13 protein-coding genes are annotated in these 15,458 nt (G+C 59.8%); 11 read left to right on the top strand and 2 right to left on the bottom strand.

All coding sequences use genetic code 11. From position 1 onward, the window contains the following. Window positions 1–99: 99 nt before the first annotated feature. On the bottom strand, window positions 100–2,451 hold the full coding sequence (locus RLW41_RS08170) for a protein kinase domain-containing protein (protein WP_414464169.1): 2,352 nt from the start codon (window positions 2,449–2,451) through the stop codon (window positions 100–102). 297 nt (window positions 2,452–2,748) lie between these two features. Between RLW41_RS08170 and RLW41_RS08165 the strand changes: the two genes are divergently transcribed. The 4 genes from RLW41_RS08165 to RLW41_RS08150 all read left to right on the top strand — a co-directional run bounded on the left by RLW41_RS08165 (window position 2,749) and on the right by RLW41_RS08150 (window position 5,486). Beyond that, window positions 2,749–3,378, top strand: coding sequence for an FHA domain-containing protein (locus RLW41_RS08165; protein WP_414464168.1), 630 nt, complete (start codon window positions 2,749–2,751; stop codon window positions 3,376–3,378). A 111-nt stretch (window positions 3,379–3,489) separates the two neighbouring features. Then, window positions 3,490–4,308, top strand: coding sequence for an FHA domain-containing protein (locus RLW41_RS08160; protein ID WP_414464167.1), 819 nt, complete (start codon window positions 3,490–3,492; stop codon window positions 4,306–4,308). Between the two features lie 7 nt (window positions 4,309–4,315). Next, complete coding sequence (locus RLW41_RS08155; protein WP_414464166.1) at window positions 4,316–5,104, top strand: PP2C family protein-serine/threonine phosphatase; 789 nt, start codon at window positions 4,316–4,318, stop codon at window positions 5,102–5,104. Between the two features lie 220 nt (window positions 5,105–5,324). Continuing rightward, window positions 5,325–5,486 carry a hypothetical protein gene (locus RLW41_RS08150; RefSeq protein ID WP_409561369.1) on the top strand — a complete coding sequence of 54 codons (162 nt, stop codon included), beginning with the start codon at window positions 5,325–5,327 and terminating at the stop codon, window positions 5,484–5,486. A gap of 86 nt (window positions 5,487–5,572) precedes the next feature. Here RLW41_RS08150 and RLW41_RS08145 read toward each other — a convergent pair whose 3' ends face one another. Beyond that, window positions 5,573–6,769 (bottom strand): cyclic nucleotide-gated ion channel, encoded by a 1,197-nt coding sequence (locus RLW41_RS08145; protein ID WP_414464165.1) that lies wholly within the window; start codon window positions 6,767–6,769, stop codon window positions 5,573–5,575. A 292-nt stretch (window positions 6,770–7,061) separates the two neighbouring features. Between RLW41_RS08145 and RLW41_RS08140 the strand changes: the two genes are divergently transcribed. From RLW41_RS08140 to RLW41_RS08110, 7 genes are all read left to right on the top strand, one after another. Beyond that, entirely contained in the window at window positions 7,062–8,738 is a 1,677-nt protein-coding gene (locus tag RLW41_RS08140) for a formate--tetrahydrofolate ligase (protein ID WP_414464164.1), read from the top strand. Window positions 8,739–8,876: 138 nt separating this feature from the next. Continuing rightward, complete coding sequence (locus RLW41_RS08135; protein WP_414464163.1) at window positions 8,877–10,067, top strand: MFS transporter; 1,191 nt, start codon at window positions 8,877–8,879, stop codon at window positions 10,065–10,067. 199 nt (window positions 10,068–10,266) lie between these two features. Beyond that, window positions 10,267–11,661: a circularly permuted type 2 ATP-grasp protein gene (locus RLW41_RS08130; RefSeq protein WP_414464579.1), complete on the top strand. Its 1,395-nt coding sequence runs from the start codon at window positions 10,267–10,269 to the stop codon at window positions 11,659–11,661. Between the two features lie 7 nt (window positions 11,662–11,668). Next, entirely contained in the window at window positions 11,669–12,616 is a 948-nt protein-coding gene (locus RLW41_RS08125; protein WP_013949975.1) for an alpha-E domain-containing protein, read from the top strand. Window positions 12,617–12,626: 10 nt separating this feature from the next. Next, window positions 12,627–13,439 (top strand): transglutaminase family protein, encoded by an 813-nt coding sequence (locus RLW41_RS08120; RefSeq protein ID WP_414464162.1) that lies wholly within the window; start codon window positions 12,627–12,629, stop codon window positions 13,437–13,439. Between the two features lie 28 nt (window positions 13,440–13,467). Continuing rightward, on the top strand, window positions 13,468–14,202 hold the full coding sequence (locus tag RLW41_RS08115) for a proteasome-type protease (protein WP_013949973.1): 735 nt from the start codon (window positions 13,468–13,470) through the stop codon (window positions 14,200–14,202). 212 nt (window positions 14,203–14,414) lie between these two features. Continuing rightward, window positions 14,415–15,458, top strand: coding sequence for a class 1 fructose-bisphosphatase (locus RLW41_RS08110; protein ID WP_409561364.1), 1,044 nt, complete (start codon window positions 14,415–14,417; stop codon window positions 15,456–15,458).

The following is a 15,458-nucleotide window of genomic DNA, read 5'->3' as shown; positions in this document are numbered from 1 at the left end:
GGGACGAATGATGGCAGCCCTTTGGCTCCATCGTGCAGCCCACAAGCATTTGCATGTGATCTAGCGAAGCCGTCTGACACCCGCAAGCAAAGGTGCGCTTCAGTTGCGCTGGGCGAGCTGTGCTCCCGGCAATGACCAGATCCGTATGACGCCGTCTTGTCCGCCGGTCAGCAGTGTGCGCCCATCGTTTGAGAACACGACAGTCTTTGCGCCGGATCCCAGTCCCGTGAGCGGCAGATAATTGCGCGGTCGCTTCAGGCTCCTGACGCGTACGACACCATCTTCGGACGCCGACGCCAGCAGATCACCGACGCCGGAAAACGCGAGCGCGGTGATGCGCGCATTGTGTCCGCCCAACGTCCGCTGCATGCGATAGGAATTCATGGAGAGCAGCTTCACAGTACCGTCGAGGCTACCGGTCGCGAGTAATGAGCCATCCGGCGAGAAATCAAGCGCCGAAATGAAATCGGAATTGTTGCGATAGAGCCGCCGCGAGTCTTTCGTCTCGACGCTCCAGATCCTCACAGTTCGATCTGCGCCGCCTGATGCAATCCAACGGCCCGACGGATCGACCGCGAGCGCCTGCACCGCATTCTCATGCCCTTCGAGCACCGCCGTGGGAGCGTTCGGGAAGGCTGTTTCCCACAGCGTCACCATCCAGTCGTGACTGGCGGTTGCGATGCGATCTTCCGAAGCAATGAAATCGACCGCCCAGATGGTTGCGTCGTTGCGCTTGAAGCGGAAGAGGCGGCGCTTGCTGTCAAGATCATAGATGTCGACGGCGCCGTTGGCATGGCCGGTCACGACGCGATTATTGCGCACGGCAAGCGATACGGCCGGGCCATCTTCCAGCTGGATCGTGCCCAGCTGATAGCGCGTATCGTAGGACCAGACTTTAAGTTGCGCCTCGTGCGCGGCCGTCACGATCAGCCGGCCATCGCCGCTCAGCGCCAGCCGTTCGATTGGTGCATCGTAAGCCTTGATCTCAGCTGTTTCCGTCAGTGCAGGATCGGGATTGACGGCAACCGGTTTCGAGATCGTTCCCGTCGTGATCGCGCTTACATGCGTCGATAGAAGCTGCGGGATCCGATCGTGGAATGCAAACACGACGCCCGCGAGCGCTGCCGCAACGATAACGCGCGTCGTTAGCCGGCGCAGGAACGGCTTGCGCCCGACGTCCGGGTTGGGACGCACCTTCGGCTTCGATTTGGCTTTCTCAGGTTGCGGACGCGCTGGCGGCGGTAATGGTGGCAGCTTCTCCGCGGCTTTGGCCTTGTCCGCTTTGGCTTTTTCAGCTCGCGCCTTCGCCTTTTCGGCCGCCGCCGACTTTTTCACGGCGGCAGACGGCGCGGGCGGCGGAGCAGCCTTGCTCTTGCCCTTGTTCTTCGCGGCGGAAGGCTCTTTCAGCGACTCGACGAAATCGAGCATGCCGCCTTTCGGACCCGGCGCATCGGGAGGCGGCGGAACTGCGGTATTGATGATGGCTTCGGTTGCGCGCTTCTCATCGTCCTGCTTGCGGCGGACTTCGGTCTTCTCTCGCAGGCGTTGGAAAAGCCCGGGCTTCTCCGGATCCGGCGAAAGCAGCGCCCCACGCCATTCGGCAACCGAACGCGGCCGCGCGTCGACGGAAAGCGCCAGCGCCTGCTGGATGGCCATCAGAAACGATTGCCGATAGCTCGCCAGCGCGGCGTCGCGCACCGGCACCATCTCGTCCTTCAGCATGCGCGACGGCGAGTCGGGCGGCCGCTTACCGGTCACCGCATGATAGAGCGTCGCGGCGAAGGCATAGATATCCGACCACGGCCCCTGCTGGCGGCTCGTCTCGGCATACTGTTCATACGGGCTGTAGCCGGGCTTTACGAGCGCCGACACCGTCTTCGTCTTTGAATGCGCAGCAATGTCGCTTCGTGCCGCCCCGAAGTCGATCAGCACCGGATCGCCGGTGTTGCGAATGATGATGTTATCGGGCGCGATATCGCGATGCAGGAAGTCGGCTTTGTGAATGACCTCAAGCGCATCGAGTAGCGGCGCGACGATCTGGTCGAGTTCCTTCTGGCGCGGCGCGCGGCCCAGATCCTTCAGCCAATTCTTAAGGCTTTTGCCTTCCTCGAACCGCAGCACCATGTAGGCGGTGTTGTTGGCGCGGAAGATGCGATGCACCTTGACGATGTTGTGGTGATCGAACTTCGCCAGCGTCTGCGCTTCTTCGATGAAGCGGTCGAGACCCCAATTGTAATCGCCGGTGCAACTCTCTGACCGCGGCGTCGCTTCGAGGTTTTCGGTGCGCAGCGCAAAATCGCTCGGGAAATATTCCTTGATGCTGACTTTGCGCGTCAGCTCCGGTTCGTCGGCGAGGTACGTGACGCCAAAACCGCCCGCACCGAGAACCCGGACGATTTTGTAATCGCCCGCGAGCTCCGTGCCGTCCGGTAAAGCGACAAGCTGCGTCATTGTCCTCGTGCGCGGGCCGTCCGCGCTGGTGATGATCTGTCCTGTGTTCTGCACCTCGCTGCAGAACGATCCACGGAGCTAGCTGCGCGTTTTGTCCTGGCCTCTCAACGAGCCAGCACTCTGTTGTCTCTGTTTTGAACCCATTGCGCAAGAATGTGGCGTATCGACGGGTGATGAACCCCTGATGAATAAATCCTCGCGGTGTCGCTTTCCAGCCATGTTGCCGCCGACATCTCCTCACCAAATCTGCCTGGCGCGATGGGAACCCGAATCATCATGATGCACGCGCGGTCACGTTTGAAACGAGTCACTATAGCCGGTACGGCGATTCTCGTTCCGGCGGCAGTCTTGACAATGCTGTCGTCGCACGGCGCAGCAAACGATTTGCTTGGTTCGTCCGGCCCGATCGCGACGCGCCTCAACGCTCTTTTTCATGACAGCTATCGCGTTGCGCCCGCTTTGACTGTTGGCCTGCTGCTCGCGGTCGCCCTGCCGATCGTCGCTGGCTTGGCCCGGCTATCGAAACCGCTCACCCGTTCAAAAGACGCCACGCGCATCTACAAGCCAAAGCCCGGCCGCGCCGATGCTTTCGATGCCGACGTCGGGCACGGGCCGGTCATTCCGCGCCGCATGCCATTCATCGAAATCGAGAACGGTCGCGGCATGAGATGCGCAATTCCGCGCGATATGCTGAGAATTGGCCGCGAGGATGATAACGACATTCGCATTCCGAGCCGCTATGTGCACCGCTATCACGCTGCCATTCATCGCGAAGATCACGATGATTGGCTTATCACCGATTTAACGGGCGTCGAGAGCAACGGCTTGATCGTCAACGGCCGCCGCTGCTGCGAAGCCCGCCTCCACGATGGCGACCTCATCCAGCTTGGCCCGGGAAAGCTTCGTTTTCGTGCCGGCGCTAGGTAATACTCGCGTTGTCGCCAAGGTTCTGTCCAGGTTCCAGTTCATGCGTATCAAAACGCTGCGGCGCGATTCGGCGGAAATCTGCGCCTGTCGAAATCAGAGGGAGATGTGTCGATGGCAATCGAACGGGGCGAGACCACCGCAGGCAACGAAGTGAAGGGCGGTAAGCCTCATAAATTTCTGGGCTCATTGAGGGACGCACTGATGGCAGCCGGTCGCGACGAAACAGCTCCAGCCGCGGGGGTCGCGGCCCCCGCACAGGTTCAGCCGGTTGCATCACCTCCGGTTCCGGCCGCTCGGAGCGAGGAGCCAAAACCCATCCCGGTGGCAGCGGCATCTGACAGTCTGAGCGCCGAAGAGGCCGCACGTCTTGCCCGCACCGGTCCCGAACCCAAAATTCCGGAACGCTTCGGCCTGTCGAAAGAAAAAGAAGCCGACTCGCCGCCGACCACGCGCGTGATCCGTGCCGAACCCTCGAAGCCGCGAAAAGTCGAGGCGGAGCTCGATACCGAGGCTCCGGCCCGCACCGTTCTGGTGCGCGGCAAGCAAAAAATCGAGCACGGCGTTTTCGAGCGCGACCCCGTCGTCGGCTTTCTGATCGTTGTCGGCGGCCCCGGCCTTGGCTCTTTTCGCCCGATTTTCGAGGGCAACAACACGCTTGGCCGCTCGCGTGACAACAGGATTCCGCTGGATTTCGGCGATGATGCCATCTCGAACGAGGCGCAAGCCTACCTGCGCTACGATTCGACGGATCGGACTTTCCTCTTCGTGCCAAATCTTGCTAAGACGAATGTCGTTTCTGTGAACGACAAGCGACCGGCAGGCCCCGTGCCGCTGCAGCCGATGGACGTCATAACGCTCGGGCGCACGCAAGTCGCTTTCCTGCCGTTCTGCGGAAGCGATTTTGACTGGTCAGAGATTTCCGAAGCTTAAGGATCGAATGCCGCCGTTCGAGCATGCAGTCGCCGCAACGCGCGGAGCTCGCGACTATCAGGAAGATACAGCCGCGTTTCTATCGGACGGCGGCGAGCCCATCGTATTGTCAAGCGAAGGGCCGGGCTACGACCGGGCGGGTTTGGCCGTTCTTGCCGACGGCATGGGTGGCCATACCGGAGGTGCGCTCGCAAGCCAAATGGTGTGCGATCATTTTCTGCAATCCGCCTCCGCTGCGAAAGGCGAGGTGAGCGAGCGGCTCATCGCCGGGCTGGGGGCCGCCAACGCCGCCCTCGCAACGAAGATTGCAGAGAACCCGCTGCTCGCTGGGATGGGCTCGACTCTAATCGGCGCCGCCTTCAGTCCGCTCGGCGTCGAATGGGTGAGCGTCGGGGACAGTCCGCTGTTCCTCTTCCGCCGCGGCGAGGTCGCGCTTCTGAACGAAGATCACTCGCTCGCGCCCGAACTCGATCGCATGGTTGCTGAGGGAAAGCTGACGGCCGAAGAGGCACGTCACGACCCGCGCCGACATATGCTGCGCTCAGCCGTAACGGGGGAGGAAATTGACCTGCTGGACGTTTCCCGCCAGCCGTTGAAACTCGAACCCGGCGATTACGTCTTGCTGGCGAGCGATGGCATCGCGACGCTCGAAACGAATGAGATCGCCCGCCTGATCCAGGGTTACGCGAAAGACGGCGCGGCGGCGGTCGCCAGGGCCATCATTCGCTCGATCGAAGCGATCCGTGAGCCATATCAGGATAATGCGACCGTCCTGGTCGTAAGGGCCGTGGGCTGATTATTTCAGCCTGCTGCGCTGTGTTTGCCTATCGAAATTTCGACAAGAATTATCTGCTTGAGCACAAGCAATAATTCATTCTGTTTCCGCGAATTTGATCAGCGCGCGTTGCAACCTTACGCAAATGTATTCTGGCCGCCAGAAACCGGCAAAGAACCTTCCGTATTCAGCCTTGGCTGACCGGCCGCAATGGCCGGCTGAGATGCGAAGGAGAGACTTTATGATTTCCAAGATTTTGAGCGCTGCTGTGATGGCCGGTCTTCTGATGTCGGTTGCGGCTCCGGTTATGGCCAACGCCGCCGATGCCCCGAAGACGAAGGCTGCCTGCAAAAAGGCGAAGGGCACGTGGGACAAAAAGACGAAGTCCTGCACCGTGAAGTAAGTCTCGAAGCATTTCGAGTTTCATGGAAACAGTGGGCCACAAGCCCACTGTTTTTTTATGTCGAGACGCGTTGGGTCGCCCGCCGTCTAGGAGGCATCACGGAGATCGCCGGTCGCAAGCCTGCGAATGTGCGAGGCAACACGCGGCTGCTTCGATGCCAACCTATGAAAATCCTCGCGCTGCAACTTCAGCAGGCGGCACCGTGACGACGTTATGATAGCCTCTCCATGCGGACTGTTTTCAAACATTGTCTCCACACCGAAAACGTCGCCGACGGAATAGACGTGGCGTTGACCGTCCTTGAGCTTTTCAAGCCGTCCCGACGCGATGAAATACATAGCGTCACCCGGAGAACCCTTTTTCACGACTTCGACGTTCGGGGGCAGGTTGTGCGCTTCCAATAACGGCATAATTTCAGAGGCTTCTTTGGCGTCGAGACGCGCCAGTAGTGGCACACGCGACATCAAAGACCAGGAAATCACGAAGTCCCGCCTTTGCAGTTCTTGGGCAAAGCCGGTCGAGATGATGGCGACAGGCAATGCGAGGATGCAAAGACCCATTACCATTGTGACGCTACCAATGAGTTTGCCCAGGGCAGTAATGGGCGTCACGTCGCCGTAGCCAACCGTCGTAAGCGTGGCGATCGACCACCAGGCCGCTTCTGGAATGGTCCCGAATTTATCCGGCTGAGCGTTTCCTTCGATGTAGTACATCAAAGTCGCAGAGAAGAGCAGAGCCATTGCGAGAAGCAGGCCAGCGCCCGCCAGCGCCTTGCGCTCGTTCGAAAGCACGCGGATCAGCGTGTACATCGCCGGCGAGTAGCGCGACAGTTTCAAGAACCGCAACAGCCGCAGCGTTCTGAGGATACGCAGATCGATCAACACGATCGCGCTCAGATAGAATGGAAGGAATGCCAACAGATCGATGATCAGCGCCGGATGACACGCCAAATTGAGCCGCGCCTTCCACGGGTGCTTTCGGTTGAGATACGGCACTTCGGTAGCAGTCCAAAGTCGGAGCCCGTATTCGATAGTAAAGATCGCTACGGAAAACACTTCGAACCAATGAAACCAGGGCCGCCAGGCAGCCTCGAGCGATGGCACCGTTTCGGCGACGAATGCGGCGACGTTCAGCAGAATAAGAACGACAATGAAGCTATCGAAGAGCTTGCTCGCCTTGTCGTCGCCCTGTCCGGTCTCGATGATCTCGTAAATGCGTTTACGGAGCGTCTTATAACGCAAGCCTGCTGCTTCTGCGATCCGCTCTGTCTGTTGGTGTAACACGACGTCCCCCGTAAATCCGTATAGAGATCGTTGCTCCCGTAGATCTTGTCATCGCACTGCATCATTGTGCGGCGCCGATTTACTCAACCAACGGCTAGTCTCCCCCGCGACGTTGAGTAGACCTTGCGTGACGGCGCCAACTGAGGCATCAGCGCATGGATATCGCCGATCACCTATCCGAGATTCGTCCATAGGCGCTTGGCAATTTCACGACCACAACTGAACGTCGTCATCAGCCCGAAGCACATAAGTTTTTCACCCAATAAAAAAAGATTTCTAGGAGGAAAAATCCGTGACCGTGAAGTCCGACATAGAGATTGCGCGCGAAGCGAAGCTGAAACCGATCGCCGAAGTCGCGGCAAAGGTCGGTGTGCCCGCCGAGGCGTTGGTTCCCTATGGTTGGACCAAAGCCAAGGTCTCTTCCGAGTACATCAAGCAGATCGAAGGCAACAAGGACGGCAAGGTCATCCTCGTAACGGCCATCAGCCCGACGCCTGCCGGCGAAGGCAAGACGACGACGACCGTCGGCCTGAGCGACGGCCTTAACTATATCGGCAAGAAGGCCATCGCTGCACTGCGCGAGCCTTCGCTCGGACCGTGCTTCGGCGTGAAGGGTGGCGCGGCCGGCGGCGGCTACGCCCAGGTCGTGCCGATGGAAGACATCAACCTGCACTTCACGGGCGACTTCCACGCCATCACCAGCGCCCACAACCTACTGTCGGCGCTGATCGACAACCACATCTATTGGGGCAACGCGCTCGGCATCGACCAGCGCCGCATCGGTTGGAAGCGCGTCCTCGACATGAACGACCGCGCATTGCGCACGATCGTCAATTCGCTGGGTGGCGTCTCGAACGGTTTCCCGCGCGAAGATGGCTTCGACATCACGGTGGCGTCGGAAGTCATGGCGATCCTCTGCCTGTCGCGCGACATCAAGGATCTCGAAACACGCCTCGGTAACATCATCGTCGCCTACACCCGCGACAAGAAGCCCATTCGCGCGCGTGACTTGAAAGCTGACGGTGCCATGACGGTGCTGCTGAAAGACGCGCTGCAGCCGAACCTCGTGCAGACGCTCGAAAACAACCCGGTCTTCATCCACGGCGGCCCGTTCGCCAACATCGCCCACGGCTGCAACTCCGTGCTTGCGACAAAGACTGCAATGAAGCTCGCTGATTATGTCGTGACCGAAGCCGGTTTCGGCGCTGATCTCGGCGCTGAGAAGTTCTTCGACATCAAATGCCGTAAAGCCGGTATCGCACCATCGGTCGTCGTTATCGTTGCAACGGTGCGTGCGCTGAAGATGCACGGCGGCGTCGCCAAGGACGACCTCAAGGCCGAAAATGCCGCTGCCGTCGCCAAGGGCTGCGAAAACCTTAAGCGTCACATCGAGAACGTCAACAAGTTCGGCGTCCCGGCCGTCGTCGCGGTCAATAAATTCATCACCGACACCGACGCGGAAATCGTTGAAGTGCAGAAGGCCGCCGAGAGCATGGGTACGAAGGCATTCCTGTGCACCCATTGGGCCGACGGCGGCAAGGGCACCGAAGCGCTGGCCAACCATGTCGTTAAGGTGATTGATGAGGGCAAGGCGAACTTTAAGCCGCTTTATCCTGACAACATGAAGCTGCGTGACAAGGTCAAGACGATCGCAACCGAAATTTATCGCGCGGCCGACATTTCCTGCGACGCCAGCGTCGAGAACCAGTTCAAGGACCTGGAGGCCGCGGGCTTCGGCCATCTGCCGGTCTGCATGGCAAAGACCCAGTACTCATTCTCAACCGACCCCTCGAAGCGCGGCGCGCCCACCGGTCACATTGTCCCGGTCCGGGAGCTTCGCCTCTCGGCTGGCGCGGAATTCGTCGTCGTCGTTACCGGCGAGATCATGACAATGCCGGGTCTGCCGAAGGTGCCGGCAGCCGACTCGATCCGCCTCGACGACAAGGGCCAGATCCAGGGTCTGTTCTAATCCAAGAAATTCGGCAGGTTCCGCGCAGCGGAGTCGCCCATTTCTGATACATATCAGCCATACGGGGCAGGTCGTACCGCGATCTGCCCCGCTTCTGTTAGGAAGTCCGCACTTTTCGATCCATACAATCGATCCCGAATGCGCCTTCTCGCCATCCTGGCCACCAGTTGTTTCGTCAGCTCGATGTCGATGCGGATCATTGATCCCGTCGTGCCCGATATTGCCCGCGATCTCGCCATTGATACGGCGTCGGTGGCGATGCTGGCGTCTCTCTATGCCTTTCCCTATGCTCTAGCCCAGCCAGTCCTCGGCGCTTTTGGGGATGCCTTCGGCAAGGCTCGCATTATTAAGATCGCGCTTGCCGTGCTCGCCTTGTGCCTCGCGGCCTCGGCGCTCGCTCCGACATTCGCGTCGCTTTCCGTGGCCCGGCTCGTAGGCGGCGCGGCTGCTGGCGGCATTATTCCTTTGGCGTTTGCCATCGTCGGCGATCGCTTTCCGATGTCCGAACGCCAAATTGCGCTCTCGCGTGTTCTGACGGCGATCATAGCGGGACAGTTAACGGGCTCGATCGGCTCGGGCCTCATCGCTTCGATGTTTGGATGGCGTGTCGCCACCGCTGGCGCGACGTCGCTGGCGCTGATTGCGTTCGTCGTCACGCTTTGGCAATTGCGTCCGGCTCCCGGCGTTCAGCGCCAGGCCCCGAGCCTCAAGGAATTTATCGACGGCTATCGCGCTGTCTTTGCAAATCCACGCTCGGTTGTCTGCTTCGCTGCAGTCTTCGCCGAGGGCATCGTGATTTTCGGACTGTTTCCATACGTCGCAATTCTTCTCGAAGAGCGCGGCGCAGGCGGCCTGAAAGAAGCCGGCTTCGTGCTTGCTGGCTTCGGTTTTGGCGGTTTTGTCTACACCGCCCTCGTCCGCCTGATGCTCGGACGGCTTGGATTTTACAAGCTTATCCTCGCGGGTGGCATCGTTTCGGGGATTGGTCTAGCGCTTCTGTCTTTGGGAACGTCGTGGCCGCGCGAGATGGCGACGTTCCTGATCGTCGGCGTCGGCTTCTATATGATCCATAACTCGCTGCAGACGCAGGCGACGGAACTAGCCCCCCATAACAGGGGATCGGCCGTCGCCATGCATGCATTCTTCATGTTTTTGGGGCAAGCCTTCGGACCGGTCGTTTATGGCATCGGCTTGACGGGGTTGGGATCAACGTGGGTTTTGCTAATGGCCGGCGTATCGATGGGATTTCTTGGCGTCACCACTGCCTGGGGATTAAAGGCCCGCTCAGCGGTCGCCATTCCCGAGGTCGCTGGTCACGCAGGAACCTGATTGCTCTACGCCGGACCTCCCTGCCGCAATTTTATGCGGGACTTGGCCGAAGGTGCATATTTCGGAAGCAAATAGATGCTGATGTGAATAGACAGATGCAGCAATTCCGGGCTTCGCGTAAATTGGCCTGGGCTTTGCGATGCCGATCCGAAAAGACTCGTTAAACGGGAGGGTGGACTTGGGCGCGCCATTCGACGAAATGAACGGCTTCGGCGGCGAGGTGCGGCCACCGTATAAAGCATTCGCTGAATGGCTCGGTGTCCAACACCTCGATACACTCCGACAAAAATCCGCTGAAGCCGAGGTTTTGTTCCGGCGCTCGGGCATCACGTTTGCGGTCTACGGTGCAGAAGAAGCCGGCGAGCGTCTGATCCCCTTCGATATTCTGCCGCGCATCATTGCCGCCGACGAGTGGCGGCGCCTCGAACTTGGGATCGAACAGCGCGTTCGCGCGCTCAACGCCTTCCTGTACGATATCTATCACCGCCAGGAGATCCTGAAGGCCGGTAAGATCCCGGAGGAACTCGTCGTCCAGAATTCCGCCTTCCTGCCGGAGATGATCGGCGTAGATCCGCCGCGCGGAATCTATAGCCACATTATCGGCGTCGATCTCGTCCGCACCGGCGAAAACGAGTTCATGGTTCTCGAAGACAATACACGCACCCCGTCCGGCGTCTCGTACATGCTCGAGAACCGTGAGACGATGATGCATCTCTTTCCCGACCTCTTCAGCCGCAACCGCGTGCGACCCGTCGACAATTATGCCGATGCGCTCCTAAAGACGCTCGAAAGCGTTGCTCCGGGCAATCTCGACGCCGAGCCGACGATCGCCCTCTTGACGCCGGGCGTTTACAACAGCGCCTATTTCGAACACTCGTTCCTCGCCGATCAGATGGGCGTCGAGCTCGTCGAAAGCTCCGATCTCGTTGTCATTGACGGCCTCTTGCGCATGAAAACGACCGAGGGATTGAAGCGCGTCGACGTGCTCTATCGCCGTGTCGACGATGACTTCCTCGATCCGCTCGTTTTCGAACCGACGTCGCTTCTGGGCGTGCCGGGCATCTTCGATGTCTACCGGTCGGGCCGGGTGACGATTGTCAACGCGCCGGGCGCCGGCATCGCCGACGACAAGGCGATCTACAGCTACATTCCGGCGATCATCGAGTTTTATACGGGCAAGGCCCCGATCCTGCCCAACGTCGAGACGTATAGCTGCCGCGAGCCCGACAGCCTGAAATACGTTCTGGATCACCTCGCCGAACTCGTCGTCAAAGAAGTCCACGGTTCCGGCGGATACGGGATGCTCGTCGGTCCGAAATCGACGACCGAGCAGATCGAGGCATTTCGCGCTAAGCTTATTGCCAATCCCAAAAACTATATCGCCCAGCCGACGCTTTCGCTATCGACTTGCCCGACACTCGCCGATACCAGCGTGGCGCCTCGGCATCTCGATCTGCGCCCCTTTGTGCTCATCGGCGATCAGGTGCGCTTGATGCCCGGAGGGCTGACGCGCGTAGCCATGAAGAAAGGCTCGCTCGTCGTCAATTCAAGTCAGGGCGGCGGCACGAAGGACACTTGGGTGCTGCAGGAATAGCTTCGGAATGCTTGGACGTACCGCAAACGACCTTTATTGGCTGTCGCGCTATATCGAGCGCGCAGAAAACATGGCGCGCCTCCTTGAGGTTGGCTACCGCATCGTGCTGCTACCGCGCGAGGGTGAAGGCTTTCACGAGGAATGGCGATCGACGCTAGAGAGCGCCGGATGCCTGCAAGGCTATGTGCAGCGTCACGGTGAGCTGATCTCGCAGAACGTGATTGACTACATGCTCTTCGACACGTCGAATCCGTCGAGCATTGCGTCGTGTCTCGCCGCCGCGCGCCGCAACGGCCGCGCCCAACGCACGGCCCTGACGCGGGAAATGTGGGAAAGCCTGAACAGTGCGTGGCTGGAGTTTTCCGCCATTCGCCCGGTGGCGATCACATCGAATTCGCTTCCTGAACTTCTCGATTGGGTGCGTTCACGCTCCGCGCTCTATCGCGGCGCCATGTTGAACACGATTTTGCGCAACGACACATTCTATTTCAGTCAGGTCGGCACCTTCATCGAGCGCGCCGACAGCACCGCGCGCATTCTCGATGTGAAATACTATCATCTCCTGCCGTCGAGCGAGATGGTCGGCAGCGAAAAGGACAACTATCAGTGGGCGGCGCTTCTTCGCTCCGTCTCGGCGCATCGTAGCTATCGCTGGGTTTTCAAGGACCACTATCGGCCGCTCAAGATTGCCGATTTCATGATCCTCAATCGGCAGATGCCGCGGTCGCTGCGCTCGTGCTACGATGAGTTGACGTTGGCGCTCCGCGATCTCGCGGTGTTCTATGGCGCCCGTCACGATTGTCAGACGACGGCGGAATCCACCCGCGACCTTCTGTTGGAGGCCGACATTCGCAACATCTTCCAATCGGGCCTGCACGAGTTCGTGCAGGACTTCATTGCCCGCAACAATAAGCTCGGTAACGAGATCTCCGCCGCCTACCACTTCAGCGATTGAGGCTCCGACGATGCGTATTTCGATTGGGCATGTTTCGCGTTACGTCTACAGCGAGCCGACGAAGTATTCCGTTCTCGCGCTCCGTCTCACGCCTCCGTCGTTTCAAGGCCAGCGTGTCATCGAATGGCGCATCAGCGCTCCCGGCGTCGATGCGGTGAAGCCGTTCCGCGATGGCTTCGGCAATATGGTGCATCTCGCGAGTTGCACCGAAGAGCATTCCGAATCGCTGATTATCGCCAAGGGCGTCGTGGATACCGAAGACCGCGCCGGAATCGTGCGCGGACTGATGGACCCGGCCCCCCTCCGCGTCTACCGCCGCTTCACCCCCAAGACGATGGCGGCCGAGGATATCATAGCGCTCCAGCGGGATGCCGGAGCCAAGGCCGACATTCGCGGCATGCACAACCTGATGCATGGCGTCCGCGACGCCATCGACTACAAGATCGGTTCCACCGGTGCGCATACGACCGCTGCCGAAGCGCTGGCGGAAGGCAAAGGCGTTTGCCAGGACCACGCTCATATCTTCATCGCCGCGGCGCGGTCGATAGGCATTCCGGCCCGCTATGTCAGCGGCTACCTGCTGACGGGGGGTGATGAACCCGCCGATGCCAACCACGCCTGGGCCGAAGTCTGGCTTGAGGGCTTAGGCTGGGTCGGCTTCGACCCGGCGAATGGCGTCTGCCCGACCGAAAAATATGTACGCCTGGCAACCGGCCTCGATGCGACTTTTGCGGCTCCAATTCGTGGTTCTCGCCGAGGGGTTGCAAACGAAGAGCTTGACGTCATCGTCGAAGTTCAGCAGCAGAGCAGCCAGCAACAATAGCGGCCCTGCCGACTTCGGAGACGATTGCATGACATACGCGGTAGCATTCCGCCTGGAGCGCGGCCTCGTGTTTGCAGCCGACACGCGGACCAACGCTGGCGTCGACAACATCGCGCAGTACAAAAAGCTTCAGCTCTGGCGGCAGCCGGGCGAGCGCGTGTTCGTGCTTCTGAGCGCTGGCAATCTCGCGGCGACTCAGGCGGTTGTCAGCTTGATCAACGAACATCTCTCGCAAGAGACCGACGATGAGGTGACGACCCTCTTCACGGCGCCGAACATGTACCGCGCCGCCCGCGTGGTCGGAGACGCTGTGCGCGAGGCGCGCAGTATCGACGGAGCTGCGCTTGAAGCCAGCAAGCTTGGCTTCAACACCAATTTCATTTTCGGCGGCCAGATCAAGGGCGAGCGCCCGCGCCTGTTCCAGATCTATCCGGAAGGCAACTTCATCGAGGCGACCGATGACACGCCATTCTTCCAGATCGGTGAGCATAAGTACGGCAAGCCAATCCTCGACCGCGTCGCGCGCTCCGACATGCGCCTCGGTGAGGCGGCCAAGCTGATGCTGCTGTCGTTTGACTCGACCTTACGCTCCAACTTGTCGGTCGGCATGCCGATCGATCTTGTCATCTACGAACGAGATACCTTCGACGTGACGCGCGAAAAGCGGATCAGCGCCGACGACGAATATTTCCGCAATCTATCGAACGCCTGGTCGGACGCGTTGCGGCAAGCCTTTTCCAAGATCGAAGAGTTCGACGTCTGAACCAGCGGATAATTTGCGCATTTGATTAACAGTTGAGGGCGCCATCCGCGCCTACAACTCGGCGCGCCGAGAAATCTATGCTGCACCCCAGCAAAAGTGCGGCAGCGCGCGCCTATGCACGGGTTTGAAGAAAGTGCTGTCTCGATTCTCAATGCCACTTACGGTTAGATTAAGCGCTGGTCATCAGGGCAGGCGGGCGCTGGAAGGGCATAATGGGTCTCCCGACGCTTAGTGAATATCTTTCGAACTGGACGCTGGAAGGCCGTACGCGCGGCCAGGTTTCGGAAACCGTGCTCGCCATCGCCGATGCCAGCATCCGTCTTTCGGAACTGATTGGCCGCGGCGCGCTCGATCATCGGTTGGGTCGGGTCGTCGCGCGCGCTGGCGAGCGTGACGAGCAGAAAGAAATAGATATCCTCGCCAATGATCTGATGGTCCAAGCTTTGGGCGCGGTTCCTGTCGCGGCTTTAGCCTCCGAAGAAGCAGAACTTCCGATCACGCTGCAAAAGAATGCGCCGCTGCTCGTCGCGACCGATCCTCTCGACGGCTCATCAAACGTCGAAGCCAACGTCTCGGTCGGTACGATCTTCTCGATCCTGCCGCGCCATCCGTCGGCGGAGGGTGAGGCGGCGTTCTTGCGCCCCGGCTCGCACCAGCTGGCCGCCGGGTTCTTCGTGTATGGTCCCCAGACGGTGTTGGCGCTCACAGTCGGGCACGGCACGCAGATCTTCGCGCTCGATCGGGCGACACAGGTTTACCATCTGACAACGCGCAACGTTTCTATTCCTTCCGAGGCGCAGGAATATGCGATCAATGCTTCCAACGCGCGCCACTGGGACGATCCAATCCGCATTTACATCCACGACTGTGAAAATGGCGCCAATGGTCCGCGCGGCCGCGATTTCAACATGCGCTGGACGGGCTCGCCAGTTGCGGACGTTTTCCGTATCCTGACGCGCGGCGGCATTTACCTCTATCCGGGAGATCGCCGAAAAGGCTTCCATCAGGGCCGCATTCGCCTGATGTATGAAGCCAATCCGCTGGCATGGATCGTGGAGCAGGCGGGTGGGCGCGCGACGACGGGACGAGAACGCGTCCTTGACGTTATTCCGGCGGCTCTGCATCAAAAGACGCCGCTGATCTGCGGTTCACGAGATGAGGTGGACCGAGTGATGCGCATCTATAGTGGTCAGGAGTTCAAGGGAGATCATTCGCCGCTCTTCGGCCGCCGAGGCCTGTTCAGAGCTTCACCCTAA

The sequence above is a fragment of the Hyphomicrobium sp. DY-1 genome (genome assembly GCF_047497105.1).
Lineage (GTDB): Bacteria > Pseudomonadota > Alphaproteobacteria > Rhizobiales > Hyphomicrobiaceae > Hyphomicrobium_B.
This window is presented reverse-complemented; position numbering and strand designations above follow the sequence as displayed.